This is a genomic window from Faecalibacterium sp. BCRC 81149 (assembly GCF_022750605.1).
In the GTDB taxonomy this organism is placed as follows: domain Bacteria; phylum Bacillota; class Clostridia; order Oscillospirales; family Ruminococcaceae; genus Faecalibacterium; species Faecalibacterium duncaniae.
This window is the reverse complement of the sequence record NZ_QXJA01000004.1, coordinates 1-17,223: the sequence shown is the minus strand read 5'-3', so window position 1 is coordinate 17,223 and position 17,223 is coordinate 1. Positions and strand designations below refer to the sequence as shown.

Here is a 17,223-nt window from a genome sequence, read left to right as displayed (position 1 = left end):
TCGGTCGATTTTTTCGATTTGCTGGGCTTCGGTGGGGAGGACGGCATCCAGAAAACTTAGCTGTAGATCAGCTCCGTCATCACCAGTTCCTCTGCCTGCGCTTTCAGACTGTTCATGTGCTGCACCCACATCAGTTGGTTCTGCGCTTTGTCCGGGGCTGGGTTCTGCTTCAGCAGTTCGGCCATCAGATGCTCCTTCATCGCTACTGCGTTCTGCTCCACCTCCGTCAGGTGCGGGTACAGGCTCCCCGACAAGAGCATCGTGTGGTACAGCACCGGGCGATGCTCCTTCAGGTAGGTCCGGCGCAGCCTGCCGTACTTGCCCAGCGGCTTCCGGGGCTGGTTCAGGATCAGGTTCGGGAGCTGGTAGTCCCCGACGGTCGAGTAGGTCACGTTCCTGCTGTTCGTATTCATATTGGCTCCTTTCTGCATTGTGGCGGCGAATGGTAGTTTTCACGGTGCGCTCAATATTCCGCAGCACCTCCCGGCTCATGTCGCTGACGGCTGCGCCGAGGGCGTAGACACTATCCGGGGTGGAAAAATCGTGGATTGCTTGGAAGTCGTCCTTGTCGAACCACCCGGCAGGCTCAAAGCCGCAGCGTTCCAGCAGCGTGTAGGTGACGCTGATGGCGGCAGCGGACTTGAACTGCATCTCCACCCCGGCTTCATCATAATCCATCAGCAGCGAACCGTCAACGATGGCACGGATGTCGCCGCCATTGTTGTCCCAGTAATCTGCTACCAGTTTTCCGGCAATATCTGCAAGCTGCTGGCTGACACGCTCCCCGCCGATGCCATAGGTCTTACTCAACATTTCCGAAACAGGCTGTTTCAGGTCATCGTTGAACTGCCACACCTCCGGGTCACGGGAATTGCGGCGCACCCCGGTGTCCGACACATCGAAAACGTAGTGCAGCCGGGGGAATCCGCTGGATTCGTCCAGCAGGGCGATGCCCTTGGCACCCCGGCGCACATAGCGGTTCATCCGATTGTTCCAGATGTCAAAGTCGGCGCAGGCGGTGGCATCCGGGCGCTGGGCGTAGATCATGAGCTGGTCGGCAAAGGGGTACTTGTACAGCCGGGATGCAGTGGTCAGGTAGTCCGTCCAGCTTTCCCAATACCGGGTCAAGCCGTTGGCTGTGCGCTGGGCAAGGGCGAGATATTCTTCGGTTTTGCTTGGCATAGCGTTCCTCCCTTCAAGTTCATGGTAAACAAAAAAGCGAGCGGCCTTTTCAGGTCACTCGCTTATGGAATCTATGGTGTTTTATTCGTGTTTTGCGGCAAACTTTTCTGCCATCTCCAGCAGACGGTCAAAGGTCTGCTTTTCTTCCGGCTCCTCGATCAGCTTTGCAAGGAGCGCACGGAACACATCGGTGCTGTCCTGCCCCAGTGCGGCGGCAACTTTGTCGATGCAGTCGTGCAGTTTCTTGACCGCATCATCGGAAGGCTTGGATTTGGCAAGCAGGTCGGACAGGTAGCTGATGAAGGGATAGGTGGAATCATCGTTGATGATCTCGTTGGTTTCCTCGATGATCTTCTGGTTATCTTCGGGGGTCATATCGCCCTTTTCTTCCCATACATCACGGGAAGGAGTGCGGCCTTTCAGAAAGGTTGCAAAAAGCAGGCGGTCGATGGGTGATCTTTTTTTGTTATCCATTGGCTATCCTCCGCTTTCTATTTTGAATCTGAAATGATAAAGTAGCCTTAGTATAGCATGAATCCAATTGTGTTATCAAGACCATATTTTTGAGAGTTTCAAAAACTGGAACCGTCGCAAAGTTTCGATTTTAACGTAAGGACATTCTGACGAATCTGCTCCATGACTGCCTTGAATTCATCATCGCTTTTCCCGGTAGGGTCATCCAGACCCCAATTCTCATCAAAAGGTCTGCCAATGAAAGGGCAGCTGACGTTGCAGCCCATGGAAATAGCGATATCCGGCTTTGGAATTGCAGAAATCAGCTTGGAATACTGTGTCTTTTCCATGTCGATGCCATATAGTTCTTTCATTAGGCGCACAGCATCCTGATTGATCTGCGGTTTGGTTTCGGTTCCAGCCGAGTAGCTTTCAAACACATCCGCGGCCAGTACCTTGCCAAAGGCCTCGGCAATCTGGCTACGGCAGGAATTATGGACACATATAAAGGCGATTTTGGTTTTTGACATATAGGTATTCCTTCCCCACAAACTGGAATTTATCTAACTTTTCCTTGAAAGCCTAAATTCTTCAAAGCATCTTCTCCAAACTTTGCAAAGTCACCTTCTGCACCAAAAGAAAAGAAAGCTTCTTTACCACCAGTGGCAATAATATCTGCACTCTGATACCCCTGATACTCGGATAACATAATTACTAAACTGGCATAACTTCCTGTTCGTAAAAACCAGTTTTCAAAAATTAATAGTAGTGTTTTGGTGTCTCCCAATTCACGTATAATTTCGTCTTTGAATTCCACATCGGAGAACTTACGTTTATCAAATTCTTCTTTGATTTTATTTTTGATTTCATCTAATTCATATCGTTTTTTAGCATACATTTCGACTTTCTTGCTTGCCATTGAAAACGCTCCTTTCAAATTCCGATTTGTCGAGTTCAGTATACCACACCGAACCCCATTGTAAAAGAGCTCATGTACGCCGCCAATCGGCGGCAAAAGTCAGTCCGGGGGAAATTCCAGTTCGGCAAACTCCGCATCGGTCAGCAGTTTCAGCTTCTCGATGACCTGTTCGGACAGTTCCCGCAGAGCAGTCTCATCGGGCATCAGGTAGCACTGCATGAGCCGCAGTTCGTGGATAAGCCCCAGCAGGGTGCCGGTGTTGTAGAGCATCATCAGCATCAGTTCCTCATGGTCAAAGTTCATGGGCATCCCTCGTTTTCCGGCAGACGGTGGGGTTGCACTCCGGGGCATCGCACTTCTCTTTTGTGCCAGCCAGTTCCGCCAGCTTTTCCAATGTGGAAGGACGGTTGGACAGCCCCAGTTCTTCGGCTTCCGCAACCTTGTCCATGATAAGGTCATAGTCCTTCAGCAACCGCCGCCCCTTTTCCATGTGGTGCGCTTCCAGAATCTGCTCCCGGACTTCCTGAATCGTCAATTCAGGTGCGTCGATCTGCCCACTATCTATCACAGAATAATCGCTGTGATAGAGAGTATAATCCCAGCCATCCTCGCAGGACTGGATAGCAAGATAGCCCTTGCCGCCCAGCTCCCATGCGCCTTGCTCGTCCTGTGTCTGGATTTCAGGATAGGCGGTCGAACTGTTACGCTCCATCATCTCGCCAAACTGGGCGATATGATAGACGTTTCCGTACTCGCCCAGATCAAAATGATAATCGTCCAGATGCTCGACCCGTGCCGTGTAACTGCTGCCATCGGAACGGTCAACCTGAATCACACCATGATTCAGCACACGGTAGAGATCATCATAGTGGCTGTTGATAAGCCGGACATCATCTCTGGGAATTGTAGGATCATCCCAGATGCGCCGCCTGCGAACACCAGACTGCGGAATGGTATCAAGGTGCTGCAAGCTGACCTCCTGAATCGCCTTGCGGTCATCGCTGGAAAGCTCAAACAGATACCAGTTCCGGGCGGCAGGAATGGCGTTGCGGCCATCCGGTGGCAGATTTTGCTTGGAAATCTGACCGCTTTCCAGCGGCGCACCGGTGGCACAATCGTAGGTGGCAAAACCGACCCCGGCACCGTTTTCCCGCAGATGCAGGAATCTGTCCCCATTGATGAGGTAGAGCGCTTCGGTTTTCTGCTCCATCAGCAGCCCCCATTCTCAAATTCCAGAGAAAACTTGCTGCGGCCATCGGTTTCACAGGACAGCAGCACGGTGGCGTTGTAGGTCTTGCCCTTGGCACTCTTGCAGTCCTTCAGACGCACACGACCATCCCGCAGCAGCTTGTCCGCCACATGAGCGTCCAGCCGCTTGCCCAAACGCTTGAAGAACGCATTGTCCTTCCACAGCACGAAGCGGCACTCCCGGTTCTCGCAGAACCAGCCCTTTTCACGCTCCACAACATTTGCACCACAGTTGGGACAGACACCAATGATTTTGTTTTTCATAAGCGCATTCGCTCCTTTCGCAGCCTCGGTGGTCGTTACCAGCGAGGAGATTATCTCTTTAATTTCAGTCATAAAAGTTTCCGGTTCCATTTCGCTGCGCTCGATTTGCAGCAGCTTTGTTTCCCAATCGGCGGTCATTTCCGGGGATTGGATTTCTTCGGGCATCACGGTGATGAGGGCTTTGCCCTTATCGGTGGGCAGCAGCACCTTGGTTTTCTTGATGCCCTTGCGCTCCAGAAAGCCCTTCTGCACCAGCTTTTCGATGGTGGCGGCTCTGGTTGCAGGGGTGCCGATGCCCTGACGCTCCACGCCCTCCGGCATACTGTCTGCACTGGCGGTTTCCATAGCGTGCAGCAGGGTGTCCTCGGTAAAGTGCTTCGGCGGGGACGTTTGCCCCTCTTTCAGTTCGGCACCGGCAATGCTGCACTGGCTCTGCTCCTGTACATCTGGCAGAGCAGCCTGTTCTTTCTGCTTGCCCAACAGTTCGCCCAGCATTTTCCGATCCATGGCTTTCCATCCCTCCGACAGAACCACCTTGCCTTTGACGGTAAATTCCTCCCCGGCACAGATGGTGGTGAGCGTGGTTTCTGCATAGCGGTGCGGCTCGCCTACGGCGCAGAGCAGCCGTGCGGCAATCAACCGCAGGACATTCCGCTCCCCCGCAGGGAGGGCGGCAAGGTCCGCTTTTGCCATACTTTTCGTGGGCAGCAGCGCATGGTGGTCGGTGACCTTGCTGCCATTGATGACCTGCTGCACATTGATGGGAAGCGGTTCCTCCACGGCAAACGCCTTGCCCGTATCCGTCACCAGCCCCGGCAGAGATGCCGCCATATCCTCAGTCAAAAAGCGGCTGTCCGTGCGGGGATAGGTGATGAGCCGTTTTTCGTAAAGACTTTGGGCATAATCCAAGGTCTGCTGTGCCGTAAACCCCAGCAAGCGGTTGGCTTCTCGCTGGAGTGTTGTCAGGTCATAGAGCTGCGGTGGCTTTTCAGTTTTCTCTTTACGTTCTACTTTCTGTACCACTGTGCTGACCTCCTTTCGGCAGTTGGCAAGCAGAGTTTCCGCATCCGCTTTCTGTGAGAATCGCTTGCTGGATGCTGTACCGCCATCGGCAAATGCTAACGAAACCGTGTAGAACTTTTCTGGGGTAAAAGCAGAAATGGCAGCTTCTCTCTGTACAGCCATTGCCAGCGTAGGGGTCATGACGCGCCCAACTGCTAAAGGGCGACCATACAAGCATGAAAAAAGCCGGGACGAATTAATACCGACTATCCAATCGGCACGTTCCCGGCAGAGTGCAGCCTGATACAGTGCATCATATTCAGTTGACGGTTTCAGACTTGCAAAGCCTTCCCGGATGGCGTTTTCCTCCATGCTGGACAGCCACAGGCGGGTAAAGGGCTTTTTGCATCCCGCTTGCTGGCACACCAAGCGGAAGATCAGTTCTCCCTCGCGCCCTGCGTCCGTAGCACAGATCATGCTGTCCACATCCGGGCGGTGCATAAGTTTTTGCAGGATGCCAAACTGCTTTTTGGTGCTGGCAGACACCAGATACTGCCACTTCTGCGGTAGGATGGGCAAGTCTGCAATGCTCCACTTGACGTATTTGGCATCATAAACATTGGGCGGTGCCAGTTCCACCAGATGACCAACGCACCAGCTGACGAGATAACCGTTGCCCTCCCAATAACCATCCTGTCGATTGGTCGCACCGAGGACCTTTGCGTAAGCTGCCCCGACAGAGGGCTTTTCCGCCACTACCAAGCAATAAGACAATAAGCATCAACTCCTTTTTATAAATGGTGTCATCTTGTAAAAAAGATTGGATTATGGTACTATGTTCTTGAAAGAAGAAAGAAAGCGGGTGAACCAATGTCTGAAAACAAAACACAGCAAGAACTGGATTTTGAACGTAAACACGAGCAGGATTTACAACGTCTGAGAGGCCTGCGCCTGATTGATGACGATTTCATGGCGGCGGTTTTTGAAGACCCTGCTTGTGCAGAATTTTTGCTTCAAATCATTCTCAAACGAGCGGATTTGAAGGTTCGTGAAGTGCATGGTCAGTACAGTATCAAGAATTTGCAGGGACGCTCCGTTCGTCTGGATATTCTGGCTGTTGATGAGCAGAATCGGGCATATAATATCGAGGTGCAACGCAGTGACCGTGGGGCAAGCGAAAAACGCGCCCGCTACAACAGCAGCCTGCTGGATGCAAACCTCACTCATTCTGGCAGCAATTATGATGCCTTGAACGAAACATATATTATCTTCATCACGGAGAACGATGTGTTAAAGGCTGGATTGCCGATTTACCATATTCATCGTATGGTAGAAGAAACCGGTGCAGTTTTCAACGACCAGTCACATATCATCTATGTGAACTCTCAAATCAAGGATGAAACTGCCCTCGGAAAACTGATGCATGACTTTTTCTGTACCGATGCAAAAGATATGTTCTATTCGGTGCTTGCAAATCGGGTACAATACTTTAAGCACGATGCGAAGGGAGTGGCAACTATGTGCAGAGCAATGGAAGAAATGCGTAAGGATGAACGAATCGAGTGTGCTTTGGAGATGCTCGCAGATGGAATGCCTTATGAAAAGGTGGCAAAGTATTCTAAATTGTCTATTGAAGAAGTCAAAGAACTTGCCAGCAAGAAATCTGCCTGATAAAATAAAATACTGTTATGTGCCGAGTAATGGAAGAAATGCGTGGAGATGAACAAATCGAGTGCGCTCTCGCCGATGGGGTGCTTTGTGAAAAGGCGGCAAGGTATTCTAAAATGCCTTTTGGTAAGACATTTTATATGATGCATTTGATAATATAAACGTTCTATGGCAACATAAGATATAATTATCTAGATTTTAGAGCGATTATTTTATGTGAAGAAAGCGACGAATGTATTACTCTATTAGCAGACAGACACTCATTTATGTGAGCGTAGGGTGGGTGCCATGATGCATTGACTTACGGTTGTTGTTCACTTCGGGTAGGCGTCAGTTCGTCTATTTGATTCTCTGTTTTGAATGCTGAGTTCCTATTTGAATCCACAGTGACAAATAGGAGGTCTAGTATGAACATCGTAAACATTATCTCTTTCTTATGCGGTTTATTTGGCGTGTTTGCATTTTTCTTTGATCACAGTGATTTGAAAATCACTGTGGGATGGAAGGCATTATGCATTGTTATTCTCGTCATTTTTATCGTAATTGGGGTGGTTTTCGGGCAAAACAGGCGTTAATGCATCTGGCAAGTGGGTCTTTTCAACTGGATGACTTTCAGTTTGTTTTAATATTAGAATGGGGTGCTATTTTTATGGCATCCCGTTTTTTAGTATGTAAGGCGGCAAACGCCGCCATAAAATTATTCTTCTGTGTTATCCTCCTTGCCGGTGTCCTCCGGCTCGTCCTCGGTCGGAATCTCAAAATCGCCCTTGTCCTCGGTGTAGTTTGCATCGGGGTCAAGGGCTTCTTTTTCGGCTTTTTTCTTCTGCATCTGCTGGCGATAGAAATAGAAGCCGCCGCCTGCCGCCAGTGCGATCAGCACCACCACGCCCAGAAAGCCGGATGCGATCTTTGTGACCTTATTCTCCTTGGACTGCTCCGTGCCGGATGCCGCCGCTTCCTCGGCAGCTTTCTTGGCTTCCTCCTCGGCTTTCAGCCTGTCCTGTTCAGCCTGCGCCGCCGCTTCTTTTTCGGCGGTATAGGCATCGGCATCTTCTTCCTCCATCAGAGCCAGCAGGTCGGCTTCGTCCACAAGGTTCATAAAGTGGACGGTCTGCTGTCCCTTGGCGTTGCGATCAATGACCAGATAGAAGGTGTTGCCCGACTTGCTGACCAGCGTAATGAACTGCTGTCCGCTGCCATCGGAATAATTGGTGTGGTAATCGTCCACCAGCGTCAGGTTGCCCTCCGGGGTAAGGGCACCAGATGTTTCGTCCGTGACGGTGATAACATCCTCCACCGTCTCCGGCAGAACAGGCTGCTCCACCGGGGTGGAATCATCGCCATAGGCAAAGGCAGGAGCTGCCATGCCAGCGCACAGCGCCGCCGATACCAGCAGCGCGCCCAGTTTCTTAATCTTCATCTGCATCGATCTCCTTCTCGAAAGTTGCACCCACGGCAGACAGCGCAGCCGGGTTCGGGGTGGCGGTAGCCGACTGCCGCAGCAGAGCAGCAAGCTGTTCCGGCGTGACTTTTGCAGTCCGCACCATCTCGTTGACCTCGGCGGAATCCTCCTCCTGAATGCGCCGCTCCAAAATCTCGATACGATTGTTCAGTTTGATGCGGCGTTCTTTCTCTTTTGCCAGCATCGCCCGCAGTTTATCCGATTTTTCGCTCATAGTAACTTCTCCAATCATTTTGAAAGCCGTCCGAACCCGGCGAGATGCTTCTCCCAGTAGGACGAGTGAATGTTTGCGTACTTGATGGGGTCGCCGGCACTGACCATCATGCCGTTGCCCAGATAGATTCCGGTATGGCTCATGCCGGGGGTGTCGTAGGTTCCTTTGAAAAAGACCAGATCTCCGGGCTTTGCTTCGGCTTCGGAAATGTGCTGGCTTTTCTGCCACAAGCCGTTGGCGGTGGTGCGCCCCACATCGTAGCCGTTCTGGTTGTACACCCAGCAGACGTAGCCCGAACAGTCAAAGCCTGTTTCCGGGGTAGAGCCGCCCCAGACGTAGGGCGTACCCACATACTTTTGGGCTTCCTTGTAGATGGCGGCAAATTCGCTGTCGGTCAGGGCTTCTGCCGGAACGGTATAGTCGATGCCCGGTGCGCCGGAGCCATCGGAGCCACCGGGCGGTAGACCGCCGTTGAACAGGTAGGGTCTGCCACCCAAGGTGTCTTGGAAAATCTCGTAGCGTTTCCACTGGTCGTTGTCCAGCTCCTCCCGGATGACCACCTCCAAGCCACGGTTCACCAGCTTGGTGTGGAAGATGCGATACTCATAGGGCACCTGCGTGGGAACCGGGATTCCTGCCGGGCTGATGACCCAGACCGTCTTATACCGAATCTGCACCTCCACCCATGTGGTCAGCTTGTACTGCTTTTTGAAGGTCTCCTTCAGCTTGCCCTGCACTTCCGACCGGGTGTAATCATCATACAGAGTGGTCAGGAATGAAGTGAGCTGCCACGGGTCGTGTTCAATGGGGTCAAGGTGGTACTGGTACTCGTTGTAGCCGGGGTGGTCGGTAGGGGTGCGCTTGATTTTTTTATCCAGTTCCTTTTCCAGCTTCTTGTAGTCCTGCTCTGCACCCCGGATGTCCCTGTCCTCGGCAGAATACATGGTCTGCCCGGACACCTGTGTGCCGCCTGAAAAGAGGATGCCGCAGGAGGAAAAGCCCGACATCACCATGAGGATGAGCAAAAGAAAAACGCCCACGATCACCAGAACGTGCGCGTTGCCTTTGGCGGCATTCACCAGCCCCTTTACGGCGGTGCTGACGGCAGTTTTGCCCTTTTCTACCGCCTGTTCCACGCCGGACCGGGCGGCAGATGCACCGTTGGATGCCGCCTTACCGCCTGCGGTCTGCGCCGCTGTACCCGAATGGGCGGCGGCATAGTAGCTTTTGTGGATTTCTTGCCGCTGTTTCCAGCGTGAAAGCCAGTTGGAGCCGCCCTCGCCGGTGCCGGATGCGCCTGCATCTTGTGCCGAGGTCGGCTTCTGCACGGAAGATTTTGCGGTTTTGGCACCCTTTTTGCCCTGCATCTTGGCTTTCTTCTTGAGTTTGCGGGCGTATCTGCTCTTGGAAATATCCCTGATATTGCCAGCCGCCTTTTCGCCCTCGCTCAACGCCTGCACACCGACGTTTTCATCCTCGTACTGGTCAACCTCCCGATGCACCGCAGACCGGGCGGCATGGGCGGCGTACATCTCCCGCTTCTGCGCCTTGCTCAACCGGCTCAGTTCGTCCGGGGTCAGTTCGGCTTTGCCAAAGCGGAGGTGCTGCGCCTTTTCCTTGGCTTTGTCCGTGTCCAGCTTCAGCTTTTTCTTTTTGGGCTGTGTTTGCTCGACCTTTGCTTTCTCCGGGGGCGAACGGGTCTTTTTTGCGGACGTTTCCTCTTTGAAGTTCAGCTTCGGATTACTCATTTCTGCGCACCCTCCGAAACCTCGCCCAGCTTGGTGGTCATAATGCGGTACAGTTCCAAGTCAGTCGGGAAGCGGTCTACGAAAGGCAGAATCACATTACCGAAGAACAACAGCCCTTCGCCCTCGCCGGAATGGGTCACATAGGAAAGCTGGTGCGGCGAAATGTTGAGCTGTTTTGCGAGGATTTGCCTATCGCCAGCCGCCTGATTCAGCATGATAATCATGTCGGAATTTTCAAAAATATTCTCGACCTCACGCGAAGAAAGAAGGTCTTTTACGTTCTGGGTCAACCCTGTCGGGATGCCGCCCCACTTGCGGAAACGCTTCCAAATCTCCACGGAATACGCCGCAGTCTGTTCCTCTTTCAAAAGCAAATGGAACTCGTCTGCATAGTACCGGGTAGATTTTCCTGCGGTACGGTTGGCGGTCACTCTGCCCCAGACCTGATCCTGAATGACAAGCATACCGAGCTTTTTCATCTGCTTGCCCAGCTCTTTGATGTCATAACAAACGATGCGGTTATTGACGTTCACGTTGGTGCGGTGGTTGAACAGGTTCAAACTGCCCTTGACGTAGATTTCCAACGCCGTGGCAACATGGTGGGCTTCTTTTTCGTCCTGTTGGAGCAGGGCGTTGTACAAGTCCTCAAGGATGGGCATATTCTCCGGGCAGGGGTCGGCAAAATACTTGCGGTAAATCAGATGCACACAGCGGTCAATGACCGTCTTTTCTACCGGCAGCAGACCCTCCTTTCCACCCACCACCAGTTCGCAGAGAGAAAGGATAAAGTCAGCTTTCAGGGAAAGTGGGTTATCCTCCTCGGAGTAGTTGGCGTTGATGTCCATAGGGTTGACAAATTGGGTGCTGTTGGGGCTGATTTTGATGACCTGACCTTTCAGCCGGTTCACCAGCGGCGAGTATTCGCCTTCGGGATCATTGATAATAATATCATCGTCCGTCACCAAAAAAGCGTTGGTGATTTCACGCTTTGCTGAGAAACTTTTGCCGCTTCCCGGAGTGCCGAGAATCAGACCGTTGGGGTTTTTCAGCTTTTTACGGTCCACCATGATGAGGTTGTTGGACAGGGCATTCAAGCCGTAGTACAGCGATTCTTTTCCGCTCTGGTACAATTCCTGCGTGGTAAAGGGGATGAAGATAGCCGTGCTGCTGGTGGTCAGTCCCCGCTGAATTTCGATCTGGCAGTCTGCCAGCGGCAGGCTGCTCATCAAGCCCTGCTCCTGCTGGAAATCCAACCGGCACAGATTGCAGTTGTGCTTCTGGGCAATGGAGCTGGCCTGAAAGACGTTGTTTTCCAGCTCCTGCTCCGTGCGCCCGGTGTTCAGCACCAGAAAAGTGACAAGGAACATCCGCTCGTTCTGGCTCTGCAATTCTTTGAGCAGGGCTTTGGCATCTCTGCCGTAGGTCGCCAAATCCGACGGAATGATGTCAATATCATATCCGGCACGGATGGCTTTCTTCTGCTCCTCGATCTTGCTGCGATCCAGTTCCGTGATGGTGCGCTTGACCGTCTTGATGGCACGATTCTGATCGACACTCTGAATGTGCATGGTAACAATCTGCGAGGAATCCATATCCAGAAAGTCCTTCAAAAGCTGGTCGCTGATGTCGGATGCCGTGATGCTCAGAAAGCTGGCGGCGCAAAAGATGCCGCCCATCTGGAAGGTGCGGCTGTTCTTAAACGCAAAGGCAGTCGGCGCAATGGCATCCTTCACGGAAAGGCCGCTTTTCACAAGGTCTTTCCAGTCAAAGTGAAACTTGCTGGCACCGTCCATGTTGAACATATCGTGCATGAGTTTCAGCCGCTGGACACCATTCAGGGGCTTTGCCTGCACACCCAGCCGGTGGAAGTTGTTCAGCAGATCGTTCTGGATGTGGTCGAGCCGGGGCTTGACTTGCGCCATGCTCTCGCCCTCCACGCCAAAGGTGATGAACTTGGTCTTGGTCAGACCATTATTGCCCTTGGCAAGCTGCTGGCGCAGCATCTGGGAATACTCGGCACGAACATCGTCGAAACCGTCCTTCTGGAACGGAATGCGGATGCTTTTTTCAAACTCGGTGCTGTCGGTTGCCATGTTCACAAAGGACAGTTCAAATTTGATGGAGCTGTCGAAAAAGTTGAGGAAACTGCACCATTCCTCAAAAATCGCAGTCTTATCCTCCTGCTGTGCCAACTGATAGTTGATGTCCTGATACTGGATGGTGCGGGTGTAGTAGTTTGCTTTCACCCGGCAGGTGCCATCCTCAAACATCCGCTGCATGGGGATAGATTGCTGGGCGGTCCGGGGCACAGCAGGCTTCGGCGGCTTTTTCTTGCCGCTTTTATCGGTCTTTTTCCAAAACGGAATCATCGGTCATGCCTCCCTTCATCAAAATCGCATAGTAGTTGTCGGTCTTGTAGGGGCGAATCTTCGGGCGGACAAACCGGGACTGCACATAGTACGACAGCAGCTTTTCCAAGGGCTGTCCGTTTTTCTCGTACATTCCAAGGAAGAACGCCGGCAGCATCACCGCCATCATGCCGAGGGTGGCGGTAGTGTTGCCGCCGGAATCCCGGAGAACAAAAAACAGCGGCACTCCAATGAGAGCCGCTGTGCCGAAACAAAGCAGTTGCCGTTTCGTCAGGTTGAATGCGACCTTCGATTTCACTTTCGTCAGGTCACGGGGAACGGAAATATACGCAGCCAATAAAGCACCTCCTTTAATGCGCTCCGAGAATGGATTTGGTTACGGAGCTGGTCTTGAACAGGCTGAAACAGAGCAGGACGGTGTAGCCCACAATGCTCCAAATGGAGTTAATAGCATCCCCGGAAATCGCCACGCTCTGGATCAGCACGGCGTAAATCGCCACGCAGATGAGGATGAGAAAGCCTTGAAAGCCCAATGCGAACAGGCATTTCAGGTAGTTCTGCCCCATGTGGCTCTGCTCGTGGTTGCCGAAGGTCGCCATGGGGATGGGCGCAAGGCTCACCATGCAGTAGATTTCAATCATACGCCCGTAGACGATGACAAAAATGATGATGCTCAATATCCGCATGGTGATGCCGATGAAGAAACTTTGCAGGAAAAGCCCGAACAGGGGTCCTACATCCATCTGCATCAGGCTGGCTTCCAGCATCGACAAGCCAATGTCGTTGACACGGGTGTTTCCGGCAATGATGCCGCTGGAATCAGACACCACCTTCTGTGTCAGGTCAAAGACCGCCATCACGATGTCGAAAGTATTGCTGATGAGCCACACCGACACCGCCGTTTTGAAGATCCAACGCATGATGAGTGCAGGCTCAAATTGTGCCATGTTGTTGTGCTGGGTGATCATCTCAATCAATTCATAACAGGCGATGAAGGTCAGGATGATGCCTGCTATGGGTAACACCACGTTCCGGGACAACGCCTCAATCATTGCGAAAACGCGCGGCTCAAAGCTGGAGGGCTTGGTGCCCACCTGCTGGGCGATATTGCCGACCTGCGTGTTCACATCGTCGAATAACCCGCTGAGATTTGACATAATGCCTGCCGTCAGGATACCTTTGATCCAGTCGGCAATGGCTTTGAGAACGGTTTCCATTCAGCAGTCACCGTCCTTAGCTGAAGTGGTTGATGATGTTTTTCAGGACGTTCAGGAGAAAAATAATGTGGGTCAGAAGCTGCATAATAGCACCGCCTTTCGTGGATGAGTGGATAAAAGACACGGCTTGGAGCACGGACATTCAATAAAACTGCAAACCACAGAGGGCTTTCCGTTGCTGCTCAAGCCGCCGTATGGAATAATCGCCTCAGAAGCCGATGAAAACAAAAATGCCGACTGCTTTTGGCAATCGGCAATGGCAACAATATTTATATAAGTTCTTCCCAAGGCTCCAGGCCCATTTCTTCCCATGTGACACCATAAGGAGCACCGCCAGAAGTATAACCAGCAATAAAGAAGAAATCATCATTCTGTTCCACGAGTGGCTCGAACACCTGTTTCTTTTTCTTCTTTCTGTGGGGCTTTGTCATTTTTACAGCAGGACGATTCAGTTTTTCCTGTCTGCGTTCCTCACGATGAAGCAGATGTTCCGGCATTCCTTTCTCTGCAAGACGCTGTTCAATAGCGGAATGCTTTTTATTATATACGGCATAGAACTCGTCAAAGGAAACATGGTATGGAATGTGCGAAAAAATTTGACGAGCAAGCAACTCATGTTCATCCGGGGTATCAGGAAACCGTTGGTTATCGGAAAAGAACTGATGCAGTTCTTTATATATCCGCTCTACAACTTTAGCTTTCTGTTTCTGCTTGAGCTGTTTGTAAGGCTTGTAATCGTTCATTTGCGATGCTCCTAGCGGTAAGAAAGTGGAAATCAAGCAAGCATCTTGCCCTCCAGATAGGAGCAGCGGAGATAATCAGGATTGGTGTAGTATACGTTGGAATTGAAATCGGAGATCTCATCCGTGATAAACGACGAAAAAACATCCAGAATTGCCTGTGCAGCATCCTCATCCTTCATGGTGGACAGCACCAGCCCCTGGTACAGCATTCCGATGGAGGTTGCAGAAGGAACCGTATAGCGGCACTCTGCGGCGGTATCAAAATCCCCATCCGGGATGTTGAGATCTTCAATCAGCTCATCCGAAACCTGCTCAAAGGACAGGCAATGGTTTACTTCTGCCAGCCGGAGCTGCCGTTCGATGTCGGCTTTTGTAAAGTGACGGATCACATCCTGCCGATGATTTTTGGTCTTGCGGGCAATGGTCTCGATCAGGCTGCAAACATAGAGAACATCATTTTTCTGCTTTTCGGTCATGGATGGGTTCACTCCTCTCAAAGGTCAGGCAGTGCAAAGCGTTTACGGTATGAAAGCTGATTTGATGTGTTGGATGCTTGAATTTCGCCAAGGCCCAAAATGCTTCACGGCTGATTTGCCCGGACGTAAATCCGTTGACATAGTCCCAGATGGTGTCATCTGCCATGGGACCCTCCACAATATCGTAGGGATGGGTTTTGCCTGCACGACATTTTGCGATGAAATCCAGCCATTCGTCCGACATTTCAGGGAAACGCAGGATCTTCAGGTCGGGATTTTCTACATAGCGATAGACGTTCACAAGGCCATCGGCAGAACGGCGGTCTGCCCAGCGGTAGGCTTGCTGATAGTTGTTCGTGCAGTAGAATCCCCAAGAAAAGTCCTTTGTATACCGTGTGATGCGGATTTCGGGATAGACAACTTCTTCTTTACTGCCATGATACAATAAAATCTCGCTCATCTGCTTCACCTTCTGTATGAGAGATCGTTACTATGGCTTTCCTTATTATAATATGTACCGGGCGGCAATCGCCGCCCACTGTTCTTAACCGAACAGACCGCTCAGCAGGGGAATCAGGGTGATGCCCACCAGAGCGACACCGCCGCCAGCCATGAGCTGCTTCATGCCCTGACTCTTACTGCCGGGGTTGTCGTTACCATAACCTTCCAGCAGGTTGATGGCACCCCACACGCCGAGACCGGCACCCAGAGCCACGACCAGAGTCTGAAGAACTTCGATAGCAGAGTTGAAGAATTCCATAGTCTTTTCTCCTTTATTATAAAGCGTTTCCGGTCATTTGTACACACCCGAAATCTTGTAGTTTTACGCTGCATAACCGCAGCAAGGCTGATTTTCTGGTGCACCTTTCTAGCCGGGATAAAAATAAAACCGCCTACCGGGTCAGGCAGACGGGAGCGAATCAGCGTCCACCACGATGAACTCATCACCGGGGTGGATTTTTGTTTTTCGGTTCAGATACTTTTCAATATCGAAGATGTTTTTGGGGTCGTAGTCCGAGGTCAGCTTGTAGTTAGGGTGCTGGGTCAGATCGTACTTGTCAGAAAGAAACGGTCTGACACCACGCAACTGCAAAATGCACTTGCCGCCGTCCAGCACCGCCAGCTCGTCCCGACTCAACAATTCATGCCCCATCTTCTGGAACGTAGTGCCGTAACTGGGGCTGTTGCCACGGGTATCCGAGGTGTTGAATGCGTCGATGGTCTCTTTTCCCAGCATTTCCGACAGGTCTTTCAGGGTGGTGGGTTCGGAGCCGCCCAGAAAAATTTGAGAATCCATGTTGCCCACAATGGTATCCGCGTTATCCTTGTAAATGGCTTTCAACTGGCTTCTCGCCTGCAAAACAAGGCAGGCGGAGATCTCACGGCTGCGGATAGTCGCCACCAGCTTTTCCAGATTGGGAATCTGCCCGATGTTGGCGCACTCGTCAATCAGGCACCGCACATGGATGGGTAGCTTGCCGCCGTACACATCGTCTGCTTTGTCGCACAGCAGATTGAAAAGCTGGGTGTAGACCATGCTGATGAGGAAGTTGAAGGTGGAATCCGTGTCCGACATAATGAGGAACAATGCTGTTTTCTTATCGCCCAGCGTGTCCAGTTGCAGCTCATCGTACATCGTTAAATCACGCAGCTCTTGGATGTCGAAGGGGGCTAATCTGGCACCACAGGAAATAAGGATGGATTTTGCGGTCTTGCCGGCAGCTAATTTGTAGAGCTTGTACTGCCGCCCGGCAAAGCTGTTGGGCTTCTCCTTCGCCAGTTCTTCAAACAGCAAGTCCACCGGATTCTGGTATTCCTCGTCGTCCTCCAGCACCTGCATAGTGTTGAGCATTTCCAGCAGCGTAGCGAAGTTTTGCTCTTCCACCGGGGCTTCGTAGTGAAGGTAGGCAATCAGTGCCGTCAGCAAAAGCCGTTCGCTTTTTTCCCAAAATGGATCGCCACCGGACCCTTCACCCTTGGTGTTGGTCATCAGGGTCGTGACCAGTTTCAGAATATCCTTTTCGCTGTGGACATAGGCGAAGGGATTGTAGTGCATACTCTTGGAAAAGTTAATGGTATTCAGGATTTTCAGCTTGTAGCCGTTCTTCAGGAGGGCGTTCCCGCACTCGACCACGATACTACCTTTCGGAAGCGTTTCGTCAAGACAGAATGTGCATTTTATTTGCAAACATTTTATGAACAACACACATCCTGCCTTGACGGTGGTTTTATCCGCACATGGCGGCGTTGCGAATGTC

19 protein-coding genes and 1 pseudogene are annotated in these 17,223 nt (G+C 51.7%); 2 read left to right on the top strand and 18 right to left on the bottom strand.

The annotated features are described in order from the left end of the window. Window positions 1–56: 56 nt before the first annotated feature. From D3F01_RS06275 to D3F01_RS06245, 7 genes are all read right to left on the bottom strand, one after another. Window positions 57–413, bottom strand: a complete 357-nt coding sequence (locus D3F01_RS06275) for a TnpV protein (protein WP_242887021.1) — start codon at window positions 411–413, stop codon at window positions 57–59. A gap of 850 nt (window positions 414–1,263) precedes the next feature. Beyond that, the gene (locus D3F01_RS06270) at window positions 1,264–1,656 is read right to left on the bottom strand and encodes a hypothetical protein (protein WP_242887018.1); all 393 of its coding nucleotides are present in this window, start codon (window positions 1,654–1,656) and stop codon (window positions 1,264–1,266) included. Between the two features lie 98 nt (window positions 1,657–1,754). Continuing rightward, window positions 1,755–2,165, bottom strand: a complete 411-nt coding sequence (locus tag D3F01_RS06265) for an arsenate reductase ArsC (protein ID WP_242887015.1) — start codon at window positions 2,163–2,165, stop codon at window positions 1,755–1,757. A 29-nt stretch (window positions 2,166–2,194) separates the two neighbouring features. Next, on the bottom strand, window positions 2,195–2,554 hold the full coding sequence (locus D3F01_RS06260; RefSeq protein ID WP_149793979.1) for a DUF6054 family protein: 360 nt from the start codon (window positions 2,552–2,554) through the stop codon (window positions 2,195–2,197). Between the two features lie 99 nt (window positions 2,555–2,653). Continuing rightward, the gene (locus D3F01_RS06255; RefSeq protein ID WP_242887012.1) at window positions 2,654–2,857 is read right to left on the bottom strand and encodes a transposon-transfer assisting family protein; all 204 of its coding nucleotides are present in this window, start codon (window positions 2,855–2,857) and stop codon (window positions 2,654–2,656) included. Beyond that, on the bottom strand, window positions 2,847–3,764 hold the full coding sequence (locus tag D3F01_RS06250) for an LPD16 domain-containing protein (RefSeq protein WP_242887009.1): 918 nt from the start codon (window positions 3,762–3,764) through the stop codon (window positions 2,847–2,849). Before D3F01_RS06250 ends, D3F01_RS06255 begins: the two co-directional genes overlap by 11 nt. Next, window positions 3,764–5,842: a DNA topoisomerase 3 gene (locus tag D3F01_RS06245; protein WP_242887006.1), complete on the bottom strand. Its 2,079-nt coding sequence runs from the start codon at window positions 5,840–5,842 to the stop codon at window positions 3,764–3,766. The genes D3F01_RS06250 and D3F01_RS06245 overlap by 1 nt, the downstream gene beginning before the upstream one ends. Window positions 5,843–5,938: 96 nt before the next feature. On the opposite strand from D3F01_RS06245, the gene D3F01_RS06240 reads away from it, so the two are divergent. Both D3F01_RS06240 and D3F01_RS06235 read left to right on the top strand, forming a co-directional pair. Further along, on the top strand, window positions 5,939–6,739 hold the full coding sequence (locus D3F01_RS06240) for a PD-(D/E)XK nuclease family transposase (protein WP_242887003.1): 801 nt from the start codon (window positions 5,939–5,941) through the stop codon (window positions 6,737–6,739). Between the two features lie 404 nt (window positions 6,740–7,143). Then, window positions 7,144–7,311, top strand: a complete 168-nt coding sequence (locus D3F01_RS06235) for a hypothetical protein (protein ID WP_242887000.1) — start codon at window positions 7,144–7,146, stop codon at window positions 7,309–7,311. 122 nt (window positions 7,312–7,433) lie between these two features. On the opposite strand, the gene D3F01_RS06230 is transcribed toward D3F01_RS06235, so the two are convergent. The 11 genes and pseudogenes from D3F01_RS06230 to D3F01_RS06180 all read right to left on the bottom strand — a co-directional run. Continuing rightward, window positions 7,434–8,162 carry a DUF4366 domain-containing protein gene (locus D3F01_RS06230; protein ID WP_242886997.1) on the bottom strand — a complete coding sequence of 243 codons (729 nt, stop codon included), beginning with the start codon at window positions 8,160–8,162 and terminating at the stop codon, window positions 7,434–7,436. Continuing rightward, a complete protein-coding gene (locus tag D3F01_RS06225) occupies window positions 8,146–8,412 on the bottom strand; it encodes a DUF4315 family protein (RefSeq protein ID WP_242886994.1) in 267 nt (88 codons plus the stop codon). The genes D3F01_RS06230 and D3F01_RS06225 overlap by 17 nt, the downstream gene beginning before the upstream one ends. A 14-nt stretch (window positions 8,413–8,426) precedes the next feature. Further along, window positions 8,427–10,160 (bottom strand): CD1108 family mobile element protein, encoded by a 1,734-nt coding sequence (locus tag D3F01_RS06220; protein WP_242886991.1) that lies wholly within the window; start codon window positions 10,158–10,160, stop codon window positions 8,427–8,429. Continuing rightward, complete coding sequence (locus D3F01_RS06215; RefSeq protein ID WP_242886976.1) at window positions 10,157–12,529, bottom strand: VirB4-like conjugal transfer ATPase, CD1110 family; 2,373 nt, start codon at window positions 12,527–12,529, stop codon at window positions 10,157–10,159. The genes D3F01_RS06220 and D3F01_RS06215 overlap by 4 nt, the downstream gene beginning before the upstream one ends. Next, complete coding sequence (locus tag D3F01_RS06210) at window positions 12,501–12,866, bottom strand: PrgI family protein (RefSeq protein WP_242886972.1); 366 nt, start codon at window positions 12,864–12,866, stop codon at window positions 12,501–12,503. Before D3F01_RS06210 ends, D3F01_RS06215 begins: the two co-directional genes overlap by 29 nt. A gap of 13 nt (window positions 12,867–12,879) precedes the next feature. Then, window positions 12,880–13,746: a VirB6/TrbL-like conjugal transfer protein, CD1112 family gene (locus tag D3F01_RS06205; protein WP_117535993.1), complete on the bottom strand. Its 867-nt coding sequence runs from the start codon at window positions 13,744–13,746 to the stop codon at window positions 12,880–12,882. A gap of 269 nt (window positions 13,747–14,015) precedes the next feature. Then, the gene (locus tag D3F01_RS06200; protein WP_158403945.1) at window positions 14,016–14,489 is read right to left on the bottom strand and encodes a hypothetical protein; all 474 of its coding nucleotides are present in this window, start codon (window positions 14,487–14,489) and stop codon (window positions 14,016–14,018) included. Window positions 14,490–14,521: 32 nt separating this feature from the next. Continuing rightward, window positions 14,522–14,965, bottom strand: a complete 444-nt coding sequence (locus tag D3F01_RS06195; RefSeq protein WP_223452135.1) for a hypothetical protein — start codon at window positions 14,963–14,965, stop codon at window positions 14,522–14,524. Next, window positions 14,943–15,425: a DUF3990 domain-containing protein gene (locus tag D3F01_RS06190; protein WP_223452136.1), complete on the bottom strand. Its 483-nt coding sequence runs from the start codon at window positions 15,423–15,425 to the stop codon at window positions 14,943–14,945. The genes D3F01_RS06195 and D3F01_RS06190 overlap by 23 nt, the downstream gene beginning before the upstream one ends. Before the next feature lie 84 nt (window positions 15,426–15,509). Continuing rightward, entirely contained in the window at window positions 15,510–15,725 is a 216-nt protein-coding gene (locus D3F01_RS06185; protein WP_055186938.1) for a Maff2 family mobile element protein, read from the bottom strand. Window positions 15,726–15,866: 141 nt separating this feature from the next. Next, window positions 15,867–17,141: pseudogene (locus D3F01_RS06180) on the bottom strand (type IV secretory system conjugative DNA transfer family protein); the annotation flags it as partial. Window positions 17,142–17,223 lie beyond the last annotated feature (82 nt).